The sequence below is a fragment of the Pseudoflavonifractor capillosus genome (assembly GCF_016899775.1).
Lineage (GTDB): Bacteria > Bacillota > Clostridia > Oscillospirales > Oscillospiraceae > Lawsonibacter.
The window spans coordinates 1-23,342 of the sequence record NZ_JACJJE010000020.1 but is presented as its reverse complement, the minus strand read 5'-3'; the positions used below and the strand labels follow the sequence as shown (position 1 = coordinate 23,342).

The window sequence follows — 23,342 nt, the reverse complement described above, 5'->3', positions numbered from 1 at the left end:
CGGGACACTTTTTCTTGATTTAGAACACGGCCAACTGGCGACGGGACACCCTTGGGACACCATGCGCACAAAAAGAGAGGGAACAGGTCTCCCCATTCCCTCTCGAAAAGTGCTTGTTTCTGCGGTTTCAATTAGCCGAAGTAGCGCTTCAGCAGGCCCTCGAAAGCCTTGCCGTGCCGGGCCTCGTCGCGCGCCATTTCATGCACGGTGTCGTGGATGGCGTCCAGGTTCAGCTCCTTGGCCTTCTTGGCCAGCTCGAACTTGCCGGCGGTGGCGCCGTTCTCGGCGTCGACGCGCATCTCCAGGTTCTTCTTGGTGGAATCGGTCAGCACCTCGCCCAGCAGCTCGGCGAACTTAGCGGCGTGCTCGGCCTCCTCATAGGCGGCCTTCTCCCAGTACAGGCCGATCTCGGGGTAGCCCTCGCGGTGGGCCACACGGGCCATGGCCAGGTACATGCCCACCTCGGAGCACTCGCCCTGGAAGTTCTCACGCAGGCCCTGGAGAATCTCCTCGGGAGCGCCCTGAGCCACGCCTACCACGTGCTCAGCGGCCCAGCTCTTCTCGCCGGCCTGCTCCACGAACTTCTCCTTGGGGGCCTTGCAGATGGGGCAGAAATCGGGCGCGGTCTCGCCCTCGTGTACGTAACCACAGACGGAACAAACAAACTTCTTCATGCTAATACGTCCTCCTCATGTTTTTCTGCTTGCATGCAAGCTTGGCATTTGCCGTAAAAGGTGAGTTCGTGGCGGTCCACCTCGAACCCATATTGCTCCCTGACCGCGCGGTTCAAATTGGCATCCATCGAAATCCCGTGGAGATCGATGACCGCGCCGCAGGTGTTGCAAACAAAGTGACTGTGCGGGGTGGTAACGGCGTCAAACCGCTCCTGTCCATGGACGACGCCTACGCTTTGAATGGTCCCCTGACGCTGAAAGAAAAGCAGGTTCCGGTACACGGTTCCCAGACTCAGGTCCGGGTGGGCCGGCTTCAAGGCTTGGTAAATCCATTCAGCGGAGGGGTGCGCGTCCGAACTGCGGATGACGTCCAAAATGGCTTCCCGCTTCTTGCTGTATCGAGTTGCGCGCTCCACGTTCCGCCCTCCTAACAATAGTAATTCTTGTTTGCAAGAAGATACTATCATACTCCGCCCCGTTTGTAAAGAGGGAATTTCAAAAAATTTTCGCCGGGGCATCAAAACGCGGACCTCCCCAGTCAACGGAGAAGGTCCGCGTGTTTTAGAGCAGCAGTTTTTTTAGGACGGGGATGCGGGATACCGCCTGGGAGAAGGCCAGGGAGATCCCAAAGGTCAGGCCCAGCCGGACGGCCAGATACTCCAGACCAGTCAGGCCGCCCCCCACCTGCCTGGTCACCAGGTCCAGCACCAGGGGGTGGACCCAGTAGATCCCGAAGGCCCGCCGGGACAGCCAGGTGAGGGGGCGGGCGAGGGACCGCAGGACCTCCTCCCGTTTCTCCCAAAGGGTGCGGACCCACACAAACAGAGCGCAGGCCGTCAGGTAGTGGAAGATGGTGTCCCCTCCGCTGAACGGGAGGGGGATCTCCTGGGGGGAGGCGGAGAGCAGATTGACCGCCGTACACACCAGATAGCCCGCCGCCCCCCCAGATAGAGGAAAACCCGCTGCTGCCCGCTCAGGGTCCACCGCCCCAGCCCATACCCCAGCAGGAAATAGGCCGCCTGCCCCGGCATCAGCATGTCCAACGGGACCACGGACCAGGAGACCATCTGGCTCACCAGGGGCAGTACGGAGGCGGGCAGCAGGATAATCCCCGCCAGGGCCGCCAACTGGCGGGGCGTACAGCCGTCCACCATTCGCTTGAGAAAGGGGCACAGGAGGTAGAGGCCCAGCAGGACATATATGTACCACATGTGATAGCCGGTCCCCCGGTTAAATGCCTTCTGGAGCAGCGCCAGGAGCCCCGTGTCCGTGTGGAACTGCCAGGCGTTGGTCCAGTGATAAATCACATTCCAAACCGCCAGCGGCACCAGGAGCCTGGGCAGCTTTTTCCGGTAAAAGGCCGCCGGTTCCGCCGTCTCCGGTTTGCCCAGCAGCAGGCACCCGCTGATCATAAAAAACAGGGGCACCCCCAGGCGGACCGCCCCGTCCAGGAACATGCAGAGATACCAGGAGGGGCGGCCGTAGCAGGCCGTGTTCACAACCACCGGCGCGTCGTTGTGCAGCAGCACCACCAGGAAGATGGCCAGACATCTCAGCGCGTCTAAATATGGGATGCGCTCTCTCATAGCCCCTCCTCTCCCTGTGTGCAGAACTCCGCTTCGTTATCTCAAAAGACCTCGGAGGGCGGAAAACTGCAACCTGCCTCTCCCCTCCTCCCTTAAAAACGTCCCAAACCGCGGATTTGCTGCTCTTTCCAGCGTTCCGCCCCCAAATTGATTGACAAGCCCTCTCCAGTCCGTTACAATGGGGAGGACAAAGCGCCCAAGGGTGCCCGGGGCCTCCCCCTGCGGAGGGGCCGGCCGGGAGAATAGGGAAGCGGGTGAGAAGCCCGCGCGGGACCGCCGCCGTAAGGGGGAGTCCGGCGTTCAGCATGCCACTGCGGGTACACGCGGGAAGGCGGACGCGGGACGGGGAACCCAAGCCGGAAGACCTGCCCTGGGAAGAATCTCTGTCCCTGGAGGGACAGGACCCGCGCCCGGACGGACCAAACGGCAGCGCGGAGATCAGCCCATCATATCAGCCGCCCCGCATTCGGAACGGCTGTGTTGTTCTGCGCCCCTCCAGTGTTTCACTGGAGGGGCGTTTTATCATATATACCCATACTTTTTACAGAAAGAAGTGAATCGATATGAAAAAATTTTTATCTCTCTCCCTGACTCTTCTTCTGACATGGAACCTGGCCGCCTGCGGCACTCCTGCGGCCTCCTCCGCCCCCTCGGACGCCTCTCAGAACACCGCGGCCTCCGCAGACTCCAGCGCGTTTCCTTTCACTCTGACCACCAAAGACGGGGCAGAGGTCACATTCACGCACGTCCCTGAGCGCGTCATCGCCGCCAACGCCAATGCCGGCGACCAGCTCATGGCTCTGGGGCTGGGGGACAAGATCATCGCCACCGCCTATACCAACTCCGACATCAATCCCCAGTGGGACGCGGCGTATAAGGAAATTCCCCAGGCCGCGGAGACCTACATCTCTCTGGAGACCATCCTGGACCTGGAGCCCGACTTCGTCTATGGCCGCTCCAGCTCCTTCACCGAGAAATACAATACAGAGCACGACACCCTCTCCCAGTACGGCATCATGTCCCTGTCCTCCATCGAAGGGTATACCGTGGGGGCCGACGTAGACGTGGTGTATCAGGACTTCTACAACCTGGGCCGCATCTTCCAGGTGGAGGACAAGGCCGAGGAAATCGTCAGCGCCATGAAAGCTCAAATCGCCGCCGTGGAGGAGGCTGTGGCCGGCCAGGAAGCCACCCCGGTTTTCGTCTTTGACATGGCCCAGGAGGAGGGCGCCTACACCTGCGGCAACAACTTCACCTCCAAGCTCATCGAGCACGCAGGGGGCACGAATATCTTCCGGGACCTGGACACCACATGGGCCACGGTAAGCTGGGAGACGGTGGTGGAACGCGCCCCCGAGGTCATCGTAATCAACGACTATGGGGACACCTCCCTGGAGGAGAAAATCGCCCAGCTGAAGGAGAATCCCGCCTTAGCCACGGTGCCCGCCATTCAGAACGACCGCATCATCTCCGTCAAGCTGTGCGAGGTATTTGCAAGCTCGATGACCGGGAGCACAGTGGAGAAGTTTGCCCAGGCCTTCCACCCCGACTGTTTTGCCTGACAGCGTATGAAACAGTTTTGCAGACTGGTAAAGGCCCACACGTTTCTGAGCTGTCTGGTGCTGGCGGCGGTCCTTCTGGTCTCCGTGGTCGCCGGCATCGGCTTTGGTCCGGTCTCCATCCCCTTCTCCCAGGTGTGGCAGGTGATGCTCCACCGGCTTGGCGGCCTGCTCACCGGCTCCGTCCTGCCGCTGGAGGGGGTGCGGGAGAGCACCCAAAACATCGTCTGGTTTCTGCGGGCGCCCCGGGTGCTGCTGGGCGGGCTGGTGGGGGCAGCCCTCACGCTCTCCGGCGTCGGGATGCAGGCCTTTACCAAAAATCCTCTGGCGGAGCCCTATATTTTAGGCATCTCCTCCGGGGCCTCCCTGGGGGCGGTGCTGGCCATGCTGATGGGGGTGTCTCTGCCCGTGCTGGGCCGCCTGTCGGTGACCGCCGGGGCCTTCGCCGGGGCGCTGGTCTCCATCCTTCTGGTCTATCTGCTCGCCCGCACCCGCGGCGCAGTGACCCCAATCCGGCTGATTCTGGTGGGGGTGGCGGTATCCGCCATGTTCCAGGCCTTTACCAATTACATCGTCTATACCGCCCCCAATGATGCCGCCGTCCGAGAGGCCACCTTCTGGATGCTGGGGGGGCTGGGCAGTGCGGAATGGGCGGACGTGCCCCCCCTGCTCCTCCTGGTCCCACCGGCCTTTCTCCTGATGATGGCCCTTGCCAAGCCCCTGAACGCCATGATGATGGGGGACAGCTCCGCCGTCACCCTGGGGGTCAACCTGACGGCGGTGCGCAACATGCTCATCACCGTTACGGCCCTGCTCACCGCCGCTTCGGTGGCGGTGAGCGGCTGCATCGGTTTTGTGGGCCTGGTGATTCCCCACCTGGTCCGCTCCGTCGTTGGCCCGGACCACCGGAAGCTCATTCCCCTGTCCACCCTGTTCGGGGCCATCTTTCTCATCTGGGTCGATGTGGGGGCCCGGATGATCCATCCCCCAGCTGAGATCCCTGTGGGCATTTTGACCGCGTTCCTGGGCGCACCCCTGTTTTTGTGGATGATCAAGGTGCGCCGCTACGAATTTCAATAGGGGGTGCGGCATGATCGAGACAAAACAGGTCCGCTACCGTGTACGCGGCCGGGAAATCCTGCGCGGCATTGACTTTCACGTGGAGAAAGGGGAGTTTGTGGGCCTCATTGGTCCCAACGGAAGCGGCAAGTCCACCTTTCTCAAAAATATTTACAAGGTGCTTCACCCCCAGTCCGGGGATATCTCTCTCATGGGCGAGGACCTTCTGGCGATGAGCAACCGGGAGATGGCCCAGCGTCTGGCGGTCATGGCGCAGGAGCAAGAGGCCGCCTTCGACTTCACCGTGGAGGAGGTGGTGATGATGGGGCGGCAGGCCCGCAAGCGCCTTCTGGAGACCGAAAGCCAGGAGGACCGGGCGCTGGTAACCCAGGTCCTGGAGCGCACACAGCTCACCCCGCTGCGTGAACAGGGGTTTTCCACCCTGTCCGGCGGCGAGAAGCAGCGCGTCCTCATGGCCAGGGCGCTGGCCCAGCAGACCCCGATTCTGATCCTGGACGAGCCCACCAACCACCTGGATATCAAATATCAGCTTCAGCTCATGGAGCTGCTGCGCCAGAGCGGGCGCACCGTAGTGGCGGCCATCCACGACCTGAATCTGGCCGCCGCCTACTGCCACCGGCTGTACGCCCTGAAAAACGGGGTAATCGTGGGGGAAGGAACTCCCCGGGAGCTGCTCACCCCCGCTTTTCTCCGGGAAGTCTATGAAGTGGAGGCGGAGGTCCTCACAGGCCGTGATGGTGCCCTGCGCGTTTTCTTCTGCTCCCAAGGGGAGGGAGCGTGCGGAAGCGGCCAGGCCACGCCCAAAAATTCGGTATGACAGTGGGAATTTTAGATGGACTTCCCCCAAACCTATGGTATACTGGATCGGGAAACAACTGGGGCTCTCACCCCTCCCCCGGTCAAGAGAGGAGTTGGAACAGAGATGGAAGAGAAACGCGCCCTGCTGACCGTCAGCTTCGGCACCGCCGCCGAGGAGGCCCGACGTGAGGAGATCGGCGGCGTGGAGGAGGCCCTCCGCCACCGTGTACCGGAGCTGCCCTTCGCCCGGGCCTACACCAGCCCCACCATCCGGAGGATTCTGGCCCAGCGGGGAACTGCCGTCCCCAGTCTGGAGGAGGCCCTGGAGGAGCAGCTGTCCGCCGGAGCGGAGCAGCTCTATCTCCTGCCCACCCACCTGCTGCCCGGCTATGAGTACGACGCCATCGCGGCCACGGCCGAACAGTTCCGCCCCCGGTTCCGGGACCTGCGGCTGGCCCCGCCCCTGATGGGGGACACGGACATGGTCCGGGCCCTGGCCGGGGTGCTCATGGAGCGCTGGAGAAGGCTCCTGGGGCAGGCGGTGGTGCTGGTGGGCCACGGCACCGCCCACCCGGGGAATCTGGTCTACCCCGCCCTCCAGGGGGCCCTCAGCCTGGCGGGCCGGGGGGACATCCTGGTGGGCACCGTGGAGGGCTGGCCCGGACTGGAGGAGCTGCTGCCGGTGCTGGAGCGCCAGGGGGCGGAGCGGGTAATTCTGGCCCCCCTCCTGCTCACCGCCGGCACCCACGCCCGGGAGGACATCGCCGGCCCCGGCCCGGAGAGCTGGAAGAGCCGCCTGGAGGCGGTGGGCCTGACCGTCCACCCCGTTCTGGAGGGGCTGGGGCGGCTGCCCCAGGTCCAGGGGCTGTATGTACGGCGGCTGGAGCAGCTGCTGGAGGAGTAAACATTCTCACAGGGGGATTTCGCCGCCTGCGGGCGGCGAGTGACTTTGCCCACGGCGGCAAAGTCACCAAAACGCCGCCGGGGTTCGCTCCGAGGAGCACCGTTCCGGTGCTCCAAGTCGCTGCACCCCGGACCCCATTACGGGGGACGCGTACCTGAAAATATTGCAACAGTTCCGGCGCGCAAAATTTGAGTGGCAATCTAAATTCCCGCCGGGCTACTTCGTCGTCGCGGATTTCGTATCCCTCGCTTCGCCCGGACCGGGCAAAGCTCGTTCACTCCATCGCTCCTCCTCTCCAGCGCAAACCCGCTACGCTGGGCTTGGCGTTGGGGGCCGCCTTCGGCGGCCTGTTGGACGGAAAATTTCGAATGGTGCGGTTCCACAACTGCGCCTGGGTTTGCCGAACCAACGCTCCCGGTCCGTTTTCGCCGTAGGGGCGGCACATCTGGGCCGCCCGGGAACGGCCCGATGGGGGCATCGGGCCCTACAAAAGATCAAACGCACCTTCGGATATGTCGTAGGGGCGGGTGCCCTCACCCGCCCGCCGTCCCCGGTGGCGCTTTGCCTACTTTTCTGCCGATGCGGCGAACCTCCCCATTAAGAAAAAAGGAGCCCTCTATGTCTTTCGACCACTACATCCAATCCGGCGGCAAGCGCCTGCGCTGCGGCTACACCACCGGCACCTGCGCCGCTCTGGCCGCCCAGGGGGCGGCCCGCCTGCTCCTCACGGGACAGGTCCCGGAGCGGGTCTCCCTGCGCACCCCAAGGGGCTGGGTGGTGGAGGTCCCGGTGGAGGACCCCCGCCTGGAGGGCGGCACGGCGTTCTGCTCGGTGACCAAGGACGGCGGGGACGACATAGACGCCACCCACGGCCTTCCCATCACCGCCGCGGTCACCCGCCAGCCCGGGGAGGAGATTACCCTCCGGGGGGGCGAGGGGGTGGGCCGGGTGACCAAACCCGGCCTGGACCAGCCGGTGGGCGAGTGGGCCATCAACTCGGTGCCCCGGCGGATGATATATGAGGCGGTGGACTCGGTGCGGAAAGCTCTGGACGAGCCGGGCGGGCTTCTCGTCACCATCTCGGTCCCCGGGGGGCGGGAGGCCGCCCGAAAGACCTTCAACCCCCACCTGGGGGTGGAGGGGGGCATCTCTATTCTGGGCACCTCGGGCATTGTGGAGCCCATGAGCGTCCAGGCCCTGGTGGACACCATGGCCCTGGAGCTGCGCCAGGCCGCCGGCGGCGGGGCGCGCCGCCTGGTCCTCACCCCGGGCAACTATGGGATGGACTTTTTGAAAAGCGGCACGTTAGACTTGCCCGGCCAGGTCCCGGTGGTCCGGTGCTCCAACTTTGTGGGGGAGGCCCTGGACAGCGCCCGCTTGGAGGGATTTCACGAAATCCTTCTGGTGGGCCACATCGGAAAGTTTGTCAAGCTGGCGGGTGGAATCTTCAACACCCACTCCCGCTGGGCGGACGGGCGCACGGAGATTTTCTGCGCCCACGCCGCCCTGTGCGGGGCGGACCGGGAGACCGCCCAGGCCCTCATGGACAGCGCCACTACTGACCGCTGTCTGGAAATTTTAGCGGAAAAACAGCTGCGGGAGCCGGTGCTGGCCTCCCTCCTCTCCGCCATCCAGCGCCATCTGGACCGGCGGGCGGGGGAGGATTTGCAGACCGGCGCAGTGCTGTTCAGCAATCAATACGGCCTGCTGGGAATGACCCGGGGGGCGAAGGAGATTTTGGATACATGGAACACAGCAAAAAACATCTAGGAACCTTTTACGGCGTGGGGGTGGGGCCCGGCGACCCGGAGCTGCTGACCTTGAAGGCGGTGCGGGTGCTGGAGGCCTGCCCCGTGCTGGCCGCCCCCCAGACCGCCTCCGGGGAGATGACCGCCCTGAGCATCGCCCGGCAGGCGGCGGACCTGGAGGGCAAGACGCTTCTCCCTCTCTACTTCGCCATGTCCCGGGACAGGGCCAAACAGCAGGAGGCCCACCGGGCCGCCGCGGATGCGGTCCGCCCCTATCTGGAGGCGGGCCAGGACGTGGCCATGGCCATTCTGGGGGACGTGTCCATCTTCTCCACCTACTGCTATCTGATGGACATTCTAAAAGCGGAGGGCTTCCCCTGTGTCATGGTCCCCGGCGTGCCCAGCTTCTGCGCCGTGGCCGCCCGGCTGGGCCGGAGCCTCACCGAGGCCAACACCCCCCTGCACATCCTTCCCGGCGGGGGCGAGGGCCCGGGGGAGACCCTGGACCTCCCCGGGAGCAAAATTTTGATGAAGTCCGGCAAGAACTACCCCCGGCTTTTGGAGGAGCTTGAGCGGAGAGACTGGCTGGACCGGGCGGGGATGGTAGAGAACTGCGGCCTGCCCGGAGAGCGGGTGTTCTCCTCTTTGAAAGAAAAACCGGAGTCCTCCGGGTATTTTACAACCATTATTTTACCGTAAGGATTGTATTTGAGGGGTGGGTTCCTTTCTGCCCGGGCCGAAAGGAACCCATGGCCCAGCCCCCTCCCTTGCTCCTACGGGGTAATTCACCTTGAGAGCCGCCAAGGGTGGGCACAGGGAAACGCGGGCGGCCCAGTGTGCCGCCCCTACGGGCAAATCAGACCATTGCAAGGCGGGCGGGTGAGGGCACCCGCCCCTACGGCGGAAAACAGAATCGGAGCGTTGGTTCGGAACAGGCAGGCGCAGAATTGGAACCGCACCGATTGAAATTTTTGCACACCCAGGGCCCAGTGGCCCGGATTGAATACTGGAACGCTACTCAGATTTTGCGCGCCGGAAATGCTCTGCCCGGCCCAGGGGATAACCCCCGTAATGGGAGTTCTAGGGGGACGGCGAATATGGACACGAAGTGTCCATCTTGAGCCGACCCCCTGGCGTCTTTTGGTTCCTTTTCCACGCGGAAAAGGAACTCGCCCCGCACTGCGCCCGCAGGCGCGTTTCGGAGCGCAACCGCCCGCAGGGCGGCTCTTAGCGCGGAGATGGCGAAACCCTACAAAACAAGGCGGCGGGGGCGAGCCCCCGCCCTACGGGGTTCTTCTAATGATGTCTGTTCCCTGAGCTGCCCCTCATCCGCCCCAGGGGGAAGTCTAAAAGGAGGAGGGCGGCGAAATTCCCTGCGCATTAAAAGCAAGAAAAAGGAGGTCTTCCCATGGTCCATTTCGTAGGCGCCGGCCCCGGCGGGCCTGACCTGATCACCCTCCGGGGTGCGGAGCTTTTAAAGCAGGCCGACTGCGTGGTATACGCGGGCAGCCTGGTGAACCCCGTCCTGCTGGGCTTCGCCCGGGAGGGCGTGCCGGTGTACAACAGCGCCCAGATGACCCTGGAGCAGGTGCTGGAGGTGCTGGAGCAGACCGAGCGCGCCGGCGGGAACACCGTCCGCCTCCACACCGGGGACCCCTCCCTCTACGGGGCGGTGCGGGAGCAGATGGACCAGCTGGACCGGCGGGGCATCCCCTGGGACGTGACCCCGGGGGTGTCCTCCTTCTGCGGGGCTGCCGCCGCCGCAGGGGTGGAGTACACCCTCCCCGGGGTGAGCCAGAGCGTCATCATCACCCGCATGGCGGGCCGTACTCCGGTGCCCGAAGGGGAGTCCATCGCCTCCCTGGCCCAGCACGGGTGCACCATGGTGGTCTTTCTCTCCGCCGGCATGCTGGAGGGGCTGTCCGCCCAGCTGCTGAAGGGGGCCTATACCCCGGACACCCCGGCGGCCCTGGTGTACAAGGCCACCTGGCCGGAGGAGAAGGTGGTCCGGTGCACCGTGGGCACCCTGGCCCAGGCGGGGCGGGACCACCACATCTCCAAGACCGCTCTGGTGCTGGTGGGGGACTTTCTCTCCCATCAGTACCAGCGCAGCCTCCTGTACCACCCCGGCTTCTCCACGGAGTACCGCACCGGGGACGGCTCGGCGGAGCCGGGAGGGACCCTATGAGGCTGGAACTCACCGCCTTCACCCGGCGGGGGGCCGCCCTGGCCGCCCGGCTGGCGGAGGAACTGACCCGGCGGGGCCACCAGGCCGCCTGTACCCGGGGGCCGGGAGCGTCCGCGGCGGATTGGACCGCCCAGGCCTTCGGCCGGGCCCAGGGCCTCATCTTTGTGGGGGCGGCTGGCATCGCCGTGCGGTCCATCGCCCCCCACCTGCGGCACAAGAGCACCGACCCGGCGGTGGTTGTGGTGGACGAGGGGGGCCAGTTTGCCATCCCCATCCTCTCCGGCCACCTGGGCGGGGCCAACGACCTGGCCCGGGAGATCGCCGCCCTGATGGGCGGCCAGGCGGTTATCACCACCGCCACCGATGTGAACGGGGCCTTCGCTGTGGACCAGTGGGCCCGGGCTCAGGGGCTGGCCGTATGCAACCCGGAGAAAATCGTGGACGTGTCCTCCGCCCTGCTGGAGGGAAAGGCCGTCTCCCTCTGGTCCAGGTGGCCCATCGCCGGGGAGAGGCCAGCCGGACTTTTGGCTGGGGAGCGGGAAACAGCGGACGTGGTGGTGGACTGGTACCGCCCAGAGCGGGATGCCCTGTGGCTGTGTCCCAGAACCCTCCGGGCGGGGGTGGGCTGCCGCCGGGGCACGGGGGCCGGCGCCATCCGTGCCCTGCTGGACACCGTGCTGAGGGGGGAGCGGCTCTCCTCCCTGGGCCTGGAGGCGGTGTGCTCCATTGATTTGAAAGGGGACGAGCCCGGGCTTCTGGCCCTATGCGGGGAGCTGGGCCTCCCGCTGACCACCTACACCGCCCAGGAACTGGAGGCGGTGGCGGGGGAGTTTTCCTCCTCCCCCTTTGTGGCGGAGATCACCGGGGTGGACAACGTGTGTGAGCGCGCCGCCCTGGCGGCGGGGGGAGTCCTGCTGCGGAAAAAGACCGCTCTGAACGGGGTGACCCTGGCCCTGGCGGGGCAGGAGCCGCCCCTCACTTGGAATACAGACGGGAGGATACTTCCTTGAAACAACTCTATGTGATCGGAATAGGCCCCGGCGGGGCGGATCAGCTCACCCCCCAGGCCCGGCTTGCCCTGGAGGCGAGCCAGGTGCTGTGCGGCTACACCACCTACCTGGATCTGGCCCGGGAATTTCAGGAGGGGCGGGAGATCCTGTCCACCCCCATGACCCAGGAGTTGGAGCGGTGCCGTCTGGCCCTGGAGCGGGCGGCGGCGGGAAAGACCACCGCCATGATCTGCAGCGGGGACGCGGGGGTGTACGGCATGGCCGGCCCCATCCTCCAGATGGCGGAGGACTTCCCGGAGGTGGAGGTGGAGGTCATCCCCGGCGTCACCGCCGCCCTGGCCGGGGCCGCCGTGCTGGGTGCCCCCCTGATGCACGACTTTGCGGTGATCTCCCTGTCCGACATGCTCACCCCCTGGCCGGTGATTGAGAAGCGCCTGGACTGCGCCGGGGCGGGGGACTTTGTGCTCTGCCTCTACAACCCCATGAGCAAAAAGCGGCGGGACCATTTACGGCGGGCCTGCGATATTCTCTTAAAACACCGGAGCGGGGACACGGTGTGCGGCTGGGTGAAGAACATCGGCCGAGAGGGCCAGGAACACCGCCTGGTCTCCCTGGCGGAGCTGCGGGAGGAGCAGGTGGACATGTTCACCACCGTGTTCATCGGCTCCCAGTCCACCCGGGAGATTTCCGGGCGGATGGTCACCCCCCGGGGCTACGAGGCCAAGGGATGAGCCGCCTTTTGATCTTCGGCGGCACCACCGAGGGCCGCCTGCTGGCCCAGGCCCTGTCCCGGCGCGGGGTCTCCGCCGCCGTCAGCGTGGCCACGGAACTGGGGGCGGAGGAGCTCTCCGGCCTGCCCGGCATCACCCCTCTGGTGGGGCGGAGGACAGCGGAGGAGATGGCGGCCCTGCTGTCCGGGTACGACAAGTGCGTGGACGCCACCCACCCCTACGCCCGGGAGGTCTCCGCAAACATCCGCTCCGCCTGCCGCTCCGCCGGAGTTCCTCTGCGCCGCCTGTTGCGGCGGGAGAGCCAGCTGCCGCCGGGCAGTATTTTGGCGGGCAGCCCGGAGGAGGCCGCTCAATTTCTCCAGGGGCAGGAGGGAAATATCCTCCTGGCCATCGGGGCTAAGAAGCTGTCCGCCTTTGCCGGCCTGGAGCCGGAGCGGCTCTACCCCCGGGTGCTGCCGGTGGAGGAAAGTCTATCCGCCTGCCGCCGGGCGGGGGTCCCCACCAAAAACATCATCGCCATGCACGGCCCCTTCTCCCAAAAACTCAACGAGGCCATTCTGGAGCAGCACCGCATCCGCTGGATGGTCACTAAGGACGGCGGCTCCGCCGGGGGGTTCGGGGAGAAAGTCTCCGCGGCCCAGAATACCGGGGTCTCCCTGGTGGTTATTGGACGGCCGGAGGATGATGGGGAGGATTTGGATACTGTTTTGGATTGGGTGCTGAATTGATAGAATCTGCGCGGGGAATTTCGCCGCCTGCGGGCGGCGAGTGACTTTCCCAGCGATGGGAAAGTCACCAAAGGATCGCCGGGGGACGCCGCAGAGGCGAACTTCGTTCGCCAATGACGGCTTTCCCCCGGTCCCCCATTACGGAGGTCACCCCTTGGGTTGGGCAGAACATTTCCGGCGCGCAAAATCAGGAGTGCTTGGGTGCGGTTCCTTCCGGGCCACTGGGCCCTGGGTTTGTGGAAAATTAGAGCGAGTGCGGCTCCGTTTCTGCGCCTGAGTTTGCCGAACCAACGCCCCGATTCCGTTTCCGCCGTAGGGGCGGGTGTCCTCATCTGGCCCGCCCCCAAATGTTCCGATTTGCCCGTAGGGGCGGCCCCATGTGGCCGCCCGCGTTTCCCTGAGCCAAACTTGAGCCCCACCACCCCAAAAGGCGCGCTTTCCACCGATAGAAGAAACACCCAAAGGTGACCGGACCCTCAGCGGCAGCGGTAATAGAAGGGAAACCAGTCGACTGAACCACCCGCGCCTTTGCGATAACCGGAATACTCTCCTAATTGGGCCCCCGTAAAATGGGGTCCAGGGGTAAGCGGCATGGAGGCAGGGGCGGCGCAGACGCGCCTGCCGATTGCGCTTACCCCTGGTGCCTCTTTGGCTTCTTTCTGGGCATCCAGAAAGAAGCTCGCCGCCGGGGCGGCGAAATCCCCCGTCCCCCCAATTTTCCAAAATAAAAGAAAGAAGGAACCCCCATGGAAGTGACCTTAATCGGCATGGGCCCCGGCGGGGCCGAGTATCTCCCCGCCGCCGCAGCGGAGGCCCTGGGCCGCGCCGACTGTCTGCTCGGCTCCCGCCGCCTGCTGGAGGAGTGCTCCCTCGCCCCCCAGGCCCCCCGCTTCCCCGCCACCAAGTCGGCGGATATGCTGGAGATCCTGGAGGGCCGGGACTTTTCTTTCCCCTGCGTGCTGTACAGCGGGGACACCGGCTTTCACTCCGGGGCCCGGACGCTTCTCCCTCTGCTGAGGGAGCGGGGCATTTCCGTCCGGGTGCTGCCCGGCGTCTCCAGTCTGCAATATTTTGCCGCCCAGTTGGGCCGCCCCTGGCAGGAGTGGTCTGTCGTCTCCGCCCACGGCCTGACCTGCGACCCGGTGGGAGAGGTGCTCGCCGCCCGGGGCCGTCCGGTGTTCTTTCTCACCGGCGGGGCCGGTGGTGCGGGCGCGCTGTGTCAGAGGCTGTCCCAGGCCGGTCTGGGGCACCTCACCGCCACGGTGGGGGAGGATCTGTCCTACCCCGGTGAGCGCATCCGCTCCGGCCCGGTGTATGAGCTGGCGGGGCAGGAGACCGCCCCCCTGTCCGTCCTGCTGGTGGAGGGGTACGAGCCCCCCGCCAACGCCCCCAGATCCCAGGGGCTGGACGACAGCGTGTTCCTCCGGGGGGATGTGCCCATGACCAAGCAGGAGGTGCGCTCCGCCGTCCTGGCCAAGCTGGAGGTCCGGGACGGGGAGACCTACTGGGACGTGGGGGCGGGCACCGGCTCCGTCTCCGTGGAGCTCTCCCTCCTGGCCCCCCGCAGCCGGGTGTATGCGGTGGAGTGCAAGGGGGAGGCCTGCGCCCTCATCCGGGCCAACCGGGAGCGGTTCGGGGCCTATAACCTGGAGCTGGCAGAGGGGCGGGCCCCCCAGGCGCTGGAGGAGCTCCCCGCCCCGGACGGCGTCTTTATCGGGGGCAGCGACGGGGAATTGTTCCCCATTTTGCAGGCGGCTGTGGAAAAAAATCCCGCCGTGCGGGTGTGTCTCACCGCCATCGCGGTGGAGACCCTGGGTGCGGCCGTGGCCGCCCTCACCCAGCTGGGCATGGAGCCCAAGATCACCCAGATCACCGTGGCCCGCAGCAGACCCGCCGGGGGGCTCAACCTGATGCTGGGGCAGAACCCGGTTTGGATCATCACGGGACACAGGGAGGCGCTGGTATGAAGCTGGAACACGGGACCCCCATGGACATTGAGGGGGAGAGCATGCGCATCATCCGGGAGGAGCTGGAGGCCCAGGGCATAGTTCTGCCCCCGGACCGGGCGGCGGTGGTGCTCCGGGCTATCCACACCACGGCGGACTTCGACTACGCCCAAAACCTCTGGTTCACCCCCGGGGCGGTGGAGGCGGGGGTGGCCGCCCTGAAGGCCGGGACCCCCATCGTCACTGATACCAACATGGCCCGCTCCGGGGTCAACCGCGGGGCCTGTGAGGCCCTGGGGGTGGAGCGCCTGTGCTATATGGCCGACCCGGAGGTGGCCCGTCAGTCCAAAGAACAGGGCACCACTCGGGCCGCGGCGGCGGTGGACCGGTGGGCCACAGAGCACCCCAGGGCCGTCTTTGCCGTGGGCAACGCCCCCACCGCCCTGCTGCGCATGGCGGAGCTCATGGAGGCGGGGGCCCTCCGCCCCGCCCTGGTCATCGGGGTCCCCGTGGGCTTTGTCAACGTGGTGGAGAGCAAGGAGCGCATCTGGGAGGTGTGCCGCCGCATGGGCGTTCCCGCCATCACGGCCATGGGCCGGAAGGGTGGCTCCACTGTGGCGGCCGCCGTCTGCAACGCCTTGCTCTACCAGGCGGCCGGAATGAGGAAATAGCGCGGATTTTCGTGGACTTTTCCACAAGGTTGTGGTACAATGTGCAATACTCGCGGCCGGACGGCGGAGATCGCTGCCCGGCCCTTTCTGCGTCTCACACCAAAGGAGGAATTTCCCTTGCAGCAGATGTCCGGCACACTGACCAATCTGGTGATCTACCTGGCCCTGGTGGTGCTGGGGGCCTTTATCGGCTCCCGCCCTGGGGTGCGCTCCCGACCCATGCCCTGGCTGGGGCGGTTTCAGACGGCGGCCCTGCTGCTGCTGATCTTCACCCTGGGGGCGGAGCTGGGGGCCAACGAGGAGATCGTGTCCTCTCTGGGCTCCATCGGCCTGAACGCCTTTGTCATCACCATCACCTCCATGATCGGCAGCATGCTGGCGGTCCACGCCCTTCGGAAATACATTCTGAAAATGGACGCCTTTGGCCGCACCGCCCAGGAGGCCCAGGCGGAGGAGGCCCAGGCCAGCCACGAGAAGGCCCACGTGGACCACAGCCTCACCGTCTTGATCGTGGCCGCCGTGGTCCTGGGCATGCTGGGCGGATACTTTGTCCTCCCCGACTCGGTCACCGCCCACTGCGGGACGGTCATCAACTTCGGCCTCTACCTGCTTCTGCTTCTGGTGGGGGTGGACATGGGGCGGCAGGGCACCATGCTCCAGGACGTGAAGGCCGCCGGGTTCCGAGTCCTCCTGGTCCCCCTGGCCGTGATGGCGGGCACCTTCGCCATGACCGCTCTGGCCGGCATTTTCCTCCCCCTTGGGCCCAAGGACTGCGTGGCCGCCTCCGCCGGCTTCGGGTGGTACTCCCTGGCCCCCACCCTGCTGGCCCCCTACTCCCTCACCGTGTCGGCCACCGCCTTCCTCTCCAACATCATGCACGAACTCTTCTCCATCGTGGCCGTCCCCGTGGTGGCCAAAAAGCTGGGCTACATCGAGGCGGTGGCTCTCCCCGGCGCCACCGCCATGGACACCGTCCTGCCCGTGGTGGTCAGCGCCACCTGCGACCGCATGGCCATCTACTCCTTCGCCTCTGGAGTCATTCTTTCCCTGTCTGTGCCGGTGCTCATCCCGGCCATCATCGCCCTGCCGTTCTGACCGCTGCGGAATGGCCGCAGTTCAAAACACAGCCTCTCTGAATCCTGTCCCCCGGGCGGTTCCACATTGCCGCTCGGGGGCTTTTTCCCATTTTCCCGCAACGTGAGCCTCCTTTCTCCCTCTACATTGTCAGAGTTCTATCTAAGAGGAGGATTTTTATGTCCCACAGGAACACCTTCTTTTTTACGCTCGCCGCCATCCTCGGCCTGCTGGCCGCCTGCGCCCCTCAGCCTGAGGCCCCCGCTCCTGAGACCGCGCTCACCGCACCGCCGGAGCTGACCGTCACGGCCGGGAACCAGTCCTGCACCGCCCTGCGGGGCGGCTGGGACCGCATGCCCGACTTTGAGGGAAACAGCAGCTACACTGTTTTGATCCGCATGGAATGACCGGCTCCACTGGGATTTCTGTAAAGTTCCTGTGAAAGATCGGAGGATATAATTGACTTCTGCGCCTATACACCTTAAAATATTTTCAGGAAATTTATTGATTTCGCACACAAGTTTTCGAGAGACTGCATAAGGGGGAACTGAGATGAGATATTGGAAGCGGGCCGGAGCCCTTCTGGCTGCCGGGGCGCTGCTGCTGGGACTGACCGCCTGCGGGAGCAGCATCACCGACGACGCAACCGTCTATGTCCAGGGGCTGCTGGACGCCAACTACAAGGGTGAGATCAGCCAGGACTACATCGACGTGGTGGAGGACATGACCCAGGAGCAGGCCCAGGCCGACCACGAGAACAACCTGGAAATTGAGGCCGGCTATCTGCTGTCCATCCTGGCGGTGGAGCTCCCCACCGACGCAGTGACCCAGCGGGCCCAGGAGGTGGTGGATGAGATCTACTCCCACGCCCAGTACACTGTGGCCGACGCGGAGCAGCTGGGCAGCGGCGACATCGCCGTGGAGGTCACCGTCTCCCCCATCGAGATCATCCCCCTCCTCACGGAGGATCAGATGGCGGCGGCCTGGACGTCTGTGAAGCAGGCCTCCGGCGCCAGCGACGAGGCCATCGCCGCCATGTCGGACGAGGAGTACCAGGTTCTGGACGAGCAGTACGCCAATGCCCTGCTGGACCAGCTGGAGGCCCTGATCCCCCAGCTCACCTACGGTCAGGATCAGGTCATCATGCTCCAGATGAAGGAGGAGGACGGCTACTACTCCCTGGTGGACTCGGGCATGCAGAAGCTGGACGAGGTCATGATCGATTATTACGGCGCTTACGCATAACCTGCGATTTTTCATCCCCGCCGCAGCCGCGGCGGGGATCTTTTTCTGCCGCCCTCCCATTTCCTCCCTAACTATCCCTTCCAGAAAATTGAATTTTCTATGAATAACCCCGCCGGAAGGTTGACTTTTCCCCCCTACGTGGCTAGAATGCTGGTGCTGCCCCTGTATTTCTCCGGGGCAGGCAAAGGAGGAACTTCTATGAACCGATGGAAACGAATGTGTGCCGCGCTGGCCGCGGCCGCCCTTCTGGCGGGGCTGACCGCCTGCCAGAGCGGCTCTGTGACCGACAACGCCAACACCTATGTCCAGGGACTGCTGGACGCCAACTATCTGGGAGAGATCAGCACGGACTACCTGAAGGTGACGGAATATGCCGACCGCGAGGCGGCGGAGGCAGACTATGAATCGTATATGGCCCAGGAGGCCGAGGATCTCCTGTCCTACCTGATTGTCAGCAAGCCCACACAGGCGGTGACCCAGCGGGCCCAGGAGGTGATCCGGGCCATTTACTCCCACGCCCAGTACACCGTCGCCCAGGCGGAGGAGCTGGAGAGCGGAGACGTGACCGTGAACGTCACCATCTCCCCCATCGAATTTCCCTCCCTCCTCTCCGATGAGGCGCTTCTGGAGATCCGGGACCAGATCTATGAGTCCGCCGGCGTCCGCAGCAACGACACCTCCGGCCTCACTGACGAGGAGTATCAGGCCCTCAACGAGGAGTATGCCAACGCTCTGCTGGACCGCATCGAGGCCCAGCTCCCCCAGCTCGTCTACGGAAAGAGCCTTACCATCCCCCTCCAGCTGGAGAACAAGGGCGGCTACTACTCCCTGGAGGAGGCCGGGCTTCAGGCGGTGGACCTGGTCATGCTGGACTACTCCGGCCAGTTCGCCTGACAGCTCCCTTTTCCGCCCGCTTTCCCCTCCAGCGCTTGAATTTCTTCTTCTTTCTTGGGCGGAAAACTTGACTTTTCTCCCCCGAATTTATACAATATTGGGTACGAGTTTTCCAATCTCTTTTACTTTACAATAAAGGACTGAAACGACATGGCTCAAAACCCCAACAAGAAGCAGGTGGAGCAGATCACCGACATGGAGGTGGACTTCGCCCAGTGGTACACCGACGTGTGCCGGAAGGCGGAGCTCATTGACTACTCCTCCATCAAGGGCATGTTCATCTACCGCCCCTACGGCTACGCCCTCTGGGAGAACATCCAGGCCGAGCTGGACAAGCGCTTTAAGGAGACCGGCCACGAGAACGTGTACCTGCCCATGCTCATCCCTGAGAGCCTGCTCCAGAAGGAGAAGGACCACGTGGAGGGCTTCGCCCCCGAGTGCGCCTGGGTCACCTACGGCGGCAGCGAGAAGCTGGAGGAGCGCTACTGCATCCGCCCCACCTCCGAGACCCTGTTCTGTGAGCACTATAAGAACATCATCCACTCCCACCGGGACCTGCCCAAGCTGTACAACCAGTGGTGCTCCGTCCTGCGCTGGGAGAAGACCAGCCGCCCCTTCCTGCGCCACCGGGAGTTCCTGTGGCAGGAGGGCCACACCATGCACGCCACCGAGGAGGAGGCCCGCCAGGAGACCATGCAGATGCTGAACATCTACGCGGACTTCATGGAGAACGTGCTGGCCATGCCCGTTGTCCGGGGCCGCAAGACCGACAAGGAGAAGTTCAACGGTGCCGAGGAGACCTACACCGTGGAGTGCATGATGCACGACCGGAAGGCCCTCCAGGCGGGCACCAGCCACTACTTCGGCGACGGCTTCGCCCGTGCCTTTGACATCACCTTCACCGGCAAGGACAACCAGCTTCACCACCCCCACCAGACCTCCTGGGGGGTGTCCACCCGCATGATCGGCGGCATCATCATGACCCACGGCGACAACAACGGCCTGGTGCTGCCCCCCCGCATCGCCCCCATCCAGGCCATGGTGATCCCTGTGGCCCAGCACAAGGAGGGCGTGCTGGAGGCCGCCTCCGCCCTTCTGGACCGCCTGAAGGCCGCCGGCATCCGGGCCGGCATGGACGACTCCGACCAGTCCATGGGCTGGAAGGCCGCCCAGTACGAGATGAAGGGCGTGCCCCTGCGGGTGGAGATCGGCCCCAAGGACATGGAGAAGGGCCAGTGCTGCATCTGCCGCCGGGACTCCGGGGAGAAGGTCTTTGTCCCCCTGGACGAGCTGGAGAGCAAGGTTCAGGAGCTGCTGGACGCGGTCCACGACGGCCTCTACGCCCGGGCCAAGAAGAACCTGGAGGACCACACCAAGGTGTGCCATACCCTGGACGAGGTCAAGACCTTCATGGAGACCGAGGGCGGCTTCGCCAAGACCATGTGGTGCGGCGACCTGGAGTGCGAGCTGAAGATGAAGGAGGAGGCGGGAGTCACCTCCCGGTGCATGCCCCTGAAGCAGGAGAGCGTGGGCGACGTCTGCGTGTGCTGCGGCAAGCCCGCCAAGCACATGATCTACTGGGGCGTAGCCTATTAATCACTCTTTTTCTGGAACAACATAATGCGGGGCGCGGCCGTTGGCCGCGCCCCGCTCAGTTTCTCGAAAAACCTGCGCAGAGTAAAATTCGCCTGAATCAGGGCGGGGGAGCTCGAGGGGGCAGCCGCCCGCCTCGAATGGGATCAAATGCCCCGGAAGCCTTGCTGTGCAAGGCTTCCGGCAAGCGAAGCGAGGACTTTTGCGCCGAACAGCGGCGCAAAAGTAACGGCATTTTGCAGGCTGTCGGAAAAGTCCTTGGACTTTTTCGACAGCCTGTACGGGGCGCGGCCGTTGGCCGCGCCCCGTTTCTACGTGTGCTCCCGCTTTTGTTTTGAGGACTAGAGATAAAAAAACCGGCCGTCTCTGTGGAGACGGCCGGTTTTTCACTTTGAAATGTTACGGCAGATAGGACAGGGGGTTGACCGAGGTGCCGTTCACCCGGATCTCGAAGTGGCAGTGGACGCCGGTGGAGCGGCCCGTGCTGCCCGCCCGGGCGATCTGCTGTCCCTTGTACACCTTGTCGCCCACGGACACGGTCAGGGAGGAGTTATGGCCGTAGTAGGTCTGGGTCCCGTTGTCGTGGGTGATGACCACCAGGTTGCCATAGCTGCCCCGGTAGCCGGCGTAGGTCACCGTGCCGCCGTCGGCGGCGCACACCGCCGCACCATAGGAGGCGGAGATGTCGATGCCGGAGTGGTAGCTGTAGCTGCCGAAGATATACCGGCCGCCGAAGTAGGAGGTGATTCGTCCGTAGATGGGCCACTGATAGCTGCCCGAAGAGGCGGTGCGGGGCTTCTCCTTGGTGCCCACCGCCTTGACGGTGGTGGTGGGCTCCTGGAGGGTGGTGGTGGAGTTCACCGTCCGCTCGGTCTCCTGGCCGTTCACATAGGTGACGGTGGCGTTGACCTCCTCCTGACCCTCCACGCCCTGTGTGATGGTCCGGGTCTCGCCCACATACATGGAGGAGTCCTCCACCTCTTCCACCGGACAGGGGATGGACTGGGTATAGGTGACCTCCTCCACTGTCTGGACCGACAGCACCGGGGTGAGCTCCTTCACGTTGAGCACGTCCCCCACCATCAGCCGGTTGATGTCGATGCCCGGGTTCAGCGCCTCCAGGTCGCTCATGGACATGTCGTTGGCGTAGGCGATTCCATAGAAGGTGTCTCCCGCCACCACAGTGTAGGTGGTGGATCCCCCCTGGTTGGCCTGGAGAGCCGTCCTCATCTCGCTCAGGGTCATCAAATTCTCCGCCTCATACACCGGTTCAATGGTCACCGTGTCCATGAATTCCACCGAGACGGTGTTTTCACTGGTGTACTTGGCCTTCAGCTCCTCCAGCAGACGGTCCAGGCCGTCCTCGTCCTTCACCGCGCCCACTGCCTGGCCGTCCACCACCACCTGGTACTGGCGCAGCTCGCCGCTGACGCTGTCCAGCTTTCCGTAAAAATAGTTCTGAATGTCCTCCTCCGAGGTCAGATCGGAGCGGAGGGTGAGGGCAAACTCATACTCCAGGTTCCCCTCAATCTGATAGTCGTGTCCCAGCAGGGAGGTGCCGGTGGCCTCCACCGTCTCCATGGCCTGCTGGACCACCTCCGCATCCGCCACCACTCCCACGCTCTCCCCGTCCAGGGTGACCGAGTATGCGGGGGTGTACAGCGTGGTCATGGTCAACGCCACCGCCAGAGCGCCGGAACAGGCCAGGAAGGTGACCGGTCCGGCGGCCCGATTCCCCGCCACCACATTGTGGAATTGGTGGGTGATCCGGCGGCCGTGAATCCGGCCCCACTCCCGCAGCGCGCGGCGGTAGAGGGGAGCTCTGCGCTTGAAACGGGCCCAGCGCTCCCCCAAGGTCATCCGCTCAGAGGAGGGCCGGCCGGTAAACTTGTGATCGTTCATGATATTCTCCATGCCGTACCTCGCCATAGTTTCCAAACATCCCGTCTGAAAAGTAACAGACCGGAAAAGAAAAGATTACAATTTGGTTACAAATGCAACTATACACGGAAATACGGGCCACGTCAAGACTTTTTCCCAGAGAAACTATGAATTTTCTGCAAATAGTCCAGGACAACCTTAAATTTTTTCCACTTTTTGCGCCGGAGGCTCCGCCCGTCCGCTCTGGGTGCTGGAAGCCCGGAATGCCTGGTCCGCCCGGTTCATCAGGTTTCGCTCCCCGGCCAGCTCTCCGGAATAGGGATATCGGGCGGCCGCTTGCTCAAACTCGGCGCGCAGATCGCGGGCCTTCTCCACATCCCGCTCCGCCAGCAGGGCCCAGGCGTAGGCCTGGCGCACCCGGCCGGGGCAGTATTTCCTGGTCTGCCTGCAGTAGCGGCGCACCTCCGGCGTAAAGAGGCGCTCCGCCTCCCGCACCCGGCCCAGCACCAGAGCGCAGTAGATCTCCTCGCAGGTGAGCTCCAGGCGGTGCAGGCCCAGCAGGTCATGGCCGCCGCAGAGCAGCTCCCGAATGGCCCGGTCTGCCTCCTCCAGCTCTCCCCGGGCCATCAGGCGGGAGGCCCGCTGGATGGCCGTCCCCATAATCAGCACGTTTTGCAGGTCGGCCTTGGGGGGCAGGTCAAACCACTCCTCCGGCATGTCGGCCAGGGAGTACCCCTCCTGCAGGGCCTCCACGATCCAGAGCTGGACACAGCTGCACTGGAGGGCCAGGGGGTCTTTTCCCAGGTTTCTGGCGTTGTACCCGTCGTTGGCCACGCCGCCCATTTTCATGGGGATCAGGTTGGTTCCGGCGATCCACCCCCCGATCAGAACCAGGGCCCCCGCAAACACCCGCAGCAGCGGGTCCCCGGTGCGGAGAAAAACCGGCAGGGCCAGGGCGGCCAGCAGCAGATTGGCCAGCCCGCCCCCCAGATGGTACAGGTGGTAGGGGGGATTTTCCTGGGCGGGCTGGCC

At 64.5% G+C, this 23,342-nt stretch carries 22 protein-coding genes, 1 pseudogene and 1 riboswitch; of the genes and pseudogenes, 17 read left to right on the top strand and 6 right to left on the bottom strand.

Translation table 11 applies throughout. From position 1 onward, the window contains the following. Positions 1–131: 131 nt before the first annotated feature. The 4 genes from H6B31_RS08145 to H6B31_RS08130 all read right to left on the bottom strand — a co-directional run bounded on the left by H6B31_RS08145 (position 132) and on the right by H6B31_RS08130 (position 2,260). Positions 132–674 carry an NADH peroxidase gene (locus H6B31_RS08145; RefSeq protein ID WP_204898069.1) on the bottom strand — a complete coding sequence of 181 codons (543 nt, stop codon included), beginning with the start codon at positions 672–674 and terminating at the stop codon, positions 132–134. Continuing rightward, positions 671–1,090: a transcriptional repressor gene (locus H6B31_RS08140; protein WP_204898068.1), complete on the bottom strand. Its 420-nt coding sequence runs from the start codon at positions 1,088–1,090 to the stop codon at positions 671–673. Before H6B31_RS08140 ends, H6B31_RS08145 begins: the two co-directional genes overlap by 4 nt. Positions 1,091–1,235: 145 nt before the next feature. Further along, positions 1,236–1,598 carry an acyltransferase family protein gene (locus tag H6B31_RS08135; RefSeq protein WP_204898067.1) on the bottom strand — a complete coding sequence of 121 codons (363 nt, stop codon included), beginning with the start codon at positions 1,596–1,598 and terminating at the stop codon, positions 1,236–1,238. Next, on the bottom strand, positions 1,511–2,260 hold the full coding sequence (locus H6B31_RS08130) for an acyltransferase (RefSeq protein ID WP_204898066.1): 750 nt from the start codon (positions 2,258–2,260) through the stop codon (positions 1,511–1,513). Before H6B31_RS08130 ends, H6B31_RS08135 begins: the two co-directional genes overlap by 88 nt. 183 nt (positions 2,261–2,443) lie before the next feature. Continuing rightward, a riboswitch (cobalamin riboswitch) is annotated at positions 2,444–2,647 on the top strand. A gap of 176 nt (positions 2,648–2,823) precedes the next feature. Here H6B31_RS08130 and H6B31_RS08125 point away from each other — a divergent pair. The 17 genes from H6B31_RS08125 (at position 2,824) to proS (ending at position 20,432) form a co-directional block, all read left to right on the top strand. After that, a complete protein-coding gene (locus tag H6B31_RS08125; RefSeq protein WP_204898065.1) occupies positions 2,824–3,822 on the top strand; it encodes an ABC transporter substrate-binding protein in 999 nt (332 codons plus the stop codon). 6 nt (positions 3,823–3,828) lie between these two features. Then, complete coding sequence (locus H6B31_RS08120; RefSeq protein ID WP_191435874.1) at positions 3,829–4,899, top strand: FecCD family ABC transporter permease; 1,071 nt, start codon at positions 3,829–3,831, stop codon at positions 4,897–4,899. A gap of 10 nt (positions 4,900–4,909) precedes the next feature. Beyond that, positions 4,910–5,716, top strand: a complete 807-nt coding sequence (locus tag H6B31_RS08115) for an ABC transporter ATP-binding protein (protein WP_204898064.1) — start codon at positions 4,910–4,912, stop codon at positions 5,714–5,716. A 105-nt stretch (positions 5,717–5,821) separates the two neighbouring features. Continuing rightward, complete coding sequence (locus H6B31_RS08110; protein WP_204898063.1) at positions 5,822–6,601, top strand: sirohydrochlorin cobaltochelatase; 780 nt, start codon at positions 5,822–5,824, stop codon at positions 6,599–6,601. Positions 6,602–7,219: 618 nt separating this feature from the next. Continuing rightward, positions 7,220–8,371 carry a cobalt-precorrin-5B (C(1))-methyltransferase CbiD gene (gene cbiD, locus H6B31_RS08105; protein WP_204898062.1) on the top strand — a complete coding sequence of 384 codons (1,152 nt, stop codon included), beginning with the start codon at positions 7,220–7,222 and terminating at the stop codon, positions 8,369–8,371. Continuing rightward, the gene (gene cobI / locus H6B31_RS08100) at positions 8,347–9,048 is read left to right on the top strand and encodes a precorrin-2 C(20)-methyltransferase (RefSeq protein WP_204898061.1); all 702 of its coding nucleotides are present in this window, start codon (positions 8,347–8,349) and stop codon (positions 9,046–9,048) included. The genes cbiD and cobI overlap by 25 nt, the downstream gene beginning before the upstream one ends. 709 nt (positions 9,049–9,757) lie before the next feature. Continuing rightward, positions 9,758–10,537, top strand: a complete 780-nt coding sequence (gene cobM, locus H6B31_RS08095) for a precorrin-4 C(11)-methyltransferase (protein WP_204898060.1) — start codon at positions 9,758–9,760, stop codon at positions 10,535–10,537. Beyond that, positions 10,534–11,547 carry a cobalt-precorrin 5A hydrolase gene (locus tag H6B31_RS08090; RefSeq protein ID WP_204898059.1) on the top strand — a complete coding sequence of 338 codons (1,014 nt, stop codon included), beginning with the start codon at positions 10,534–10,536 and terminating at the stop codon, positions 11,545–11,547. The genes cobM and H6B31_RS08090 overlap by 4 nt, the downstream gene beginning before the upstream one ends. Further along, complete coding sequence (cobJ, locus tag H6B31_RS08085) at positions 11,544–12,278, top strand: precorrin-3B C(17)-methyltransferase (RefSeq protein WP_204898058.1); 735 nt, start codon at positions 11,544–11,546, stop codon at positions 12,276–12,278. The genes H6B31_RS08090 and cobJ overlap by 4 nt, the downstream gene beginning before the upstream one ends. Next, positions 12,275–13,006 carry a precorrin-6A reductase gene (gene cobK, locus H6B31_RS08080; RefSeq protein WP_204898057.1) on the top strand — a complete coding sequence of 244 codons (732 nt, stop codon included), beginning with the start codon at positions 12,275–12,277 and terminating at the stop codon, positions 13,004–13,006. The genes cobJ and cobK overlap by 4 nt, the downstream gene beginning before the upstream one ends. Positions 13,007–13,752: 746 nt before the next feature. Further along, on the top strand, positions 13,753–14,973 hold the full coding sequence (cbiE, locus tag H6B31_RS08075; protein WP_204898056.1) for a precorrin-6y C5,15-methyltransferase (decarboxylating) subunit CbiE: 1,221 nt from the start codon (positions 13,753–13,755) through the stop codon (positions 14,971–14,973). Beyond that, on the top strand, positions 14,970–15,623 hold the full coding sequence (locus tag H6B31_RS08070; protein WP_204898055.1) for a precorrin-8X methylmutase: 654 nt from the start codon (positions 14,970–14,972) through the stop codon (positions 15,621–15,623). Before cbiE ends, H6B31_RS08070 begins: the two co-directional genes overlap by 4 nt. A 126-nt stretch (positions 15,624–15,749) precedes the next feature. Next, positions 15,750–16,718, top strand: a complete 969-nt coding sequence (locus H6B31_RS08065; protein WP_204898093.1) for a LysO family transporter — start codon at positions 15,750–15,752, stop codon at positions 16,716–16,718. Between the two features lie 158 nt (positions 16,719–16,876). Beyond that, a complete protein-coding gene (locus H6B31_RS08060) occupies positions 16,877–17,104 on the top strand; it encodes a hypothetical protein (RefSeq protein WP_204898054.1) in 228 nt (75 codons plus the stop codon). A 145-nt stretch (positions 17,105–17,249) separates the two neighbouring features. Then, positions 17,250–17,942: a hypothetical protein gene (locus H6B31_RS08055; protein ID WP_204898053.1), complete on the top strand. Its 693-nt coding sequence runs from the start codon at positions 17,250–17,252 to the stop codon at positions 17,940–17,942. Between the two features lie 198 nt (positions 17,943–18,140). Continuing rightward, positions 18,141–18,836, top strand: a complete 696-nt coding sequence (locus H6B31_RS08050) for a hypothetical protein (RefSeq protein ID WP_204898052.1) — start codon at positions 18,141–18,143, stop codon at positions 18,834–18,836. Between the two features lie 150 nt (positions 18,837–18,986). Continuing rightward, complete coding sequence (proS, locus tag H6B31_RS08045; protein WP_204898051.1) at positions 18,987–20,432, top strand: proline--tRNA ligase; 1,446 nt, start codon at positions 18,987–18,989, stop codon at positions 20,430–20,432. Positions 20,433–20,828: 396 nt separating this feature from the next. Here proS and H6B31_RS08040 read toward each other — a convergent pair whose 3' ends face one another. Further along, the gene (locus tag H6B31_RS08040) at positions 20,829–22,331 is read right to left on the bottom strand and encodes a peptidoglycan DD-metalloendopeptidase family protein (RefSeq protein WP_204898050.1); all 1,503 of its coding nucleotides are present in this window, start codon (positions 22,329–22,331) and stop codon (positions 20,829–20,831) included. 177 nt (positions 22,332–22,508) lie between these two features. After that, positions 22,509–23,342, bottom strand: a pseudogene (locus H6B31_RS08035) (hypothetical protein); the annotation flags it as partial.

Coding starts and splice junctions, on each gene's coding strand:
- H6B31_RS08145 (WP_204898069.1), bottom strand. CDS start 674: ATGAAGAAGTTTGTTTGTTCCGTCTGTGGTTACGTACACGAGGGCGAG.
- cobI (WP_204898061.1), top strand. CDS start 8,347: ATGGAACACAGCAAAAAACATCTAGGAACCTTTTACGGCGTGGGGGTG.
- H6B31_RS08050 (WP_204898052.1), top strand. CDS start 18,141: ATGAACCGATGGAAACGAATGTGTGCCGCGCTGGCCGCGGCCGCCCTT.
- proS (WP_204898051.1), top strand. CDS start 18,987: ATGGCTCAAAACCCCAACAAGAAGCAGGTGGAGCAGATCACCGACATG.
- H6B31_RS08070 (WP_204898055.1), top strand. CDS start 14,970: ATGAAGCTGGAACACGGGACCCCCATGGACATTGAGGGGGAGAGCATG.
- H6B31_RS08090 (WP_204898059.1), top strand. CDS start 10,534: ATGAGGCTGGAACTCACCGCCTTCACCCGGCGGGGGGCCGCCCTGGCC.
- H6B31_RS08125 (WP_204898065.1), top strand. CDS start 2,824: ATGAAAAAATTTTTATCTCTCTCCCTGACTCTTCTTCTGACATGGAAC.
- H6B31_RS08115 (WP_204898064.1), top strand. CDS start 4,910: ATGATCGAGACAAAACAGGTCCGCTACCGTGTACGCGGCCGGGAAATC.
- H6B31_RS08130 (WP_204898066.1), bottom strand. CDS start 2,260: ATGAGAGAGCGCATCCCATATTTAGACGCGCTGAGATGTCTGGCCATC.
- H6B31_RS08120 (WP_191435874.1), top strand. CDS start 3,829: ATGAAACAGTTTTGCAGACTGGTAAAGGCCCACACGTTTCTGAGCTGT.
- H6B31_RS08065 (WP_204898093.1), top strand. CDS start 15,750: ATGTCCGGCACACTGACCAATCTGGTGATCTACCTGGCCCTGGTGGTG.
- cbiD (WP_204898062.1), top strand. CDS start 7,220: ATGTCTTTCGACCACTACATCCAATCCGGCGGCAAGCGCCTGCGCTGC.
- cbiE (WP_204898056.1), top strand. CDS start 13,753: ATGGAAGTGACCTTAATCGGCATGGGCCCCGGCGGGGCCGAGTATCTC.
- H6B31_RS08040 (WP_204898050.1), bottom strand. CDS start 22,331: ATGAACGATCACAAGTTTACCGGCCGGCCCTCCTCTGAGCGGATGACC.
- cobK (WP_204898057.1), top strand. CDS start 12,275: ATGAGCCGCCTTTTGATCTTCGGCGGCACCACCGAGGGCCGCCTGCTG.
- H6B31_RS08060 (WP_204898054.1), top strand. CDS start 16,877: ATGTCCCACAGGAACACCTTCTTTTTTACGCTCGCCGCCATCCTCGGC.
- H6B31_RS08055 (WP_204898053.1), top strand. CDS start 17,250: ATGAGATATTGGAAGCGGGCCGGAGCCCTTCTGGCTGCCGGGGCGCTG.
- H6B31_RS08110 (WP_204898063.1), top strand. CDS start 5,822: ATGGAAGAGAAACGCGCCCTGCTGACCGTCAGCTTCGGCACCGCCGCC.
- cobM (WP_204898060.1), top strand. CDS start 9,758: ATGGTCCATTTCGTAGGCGCCGGCCCCGGCGGGCCTGACCTGATCACC.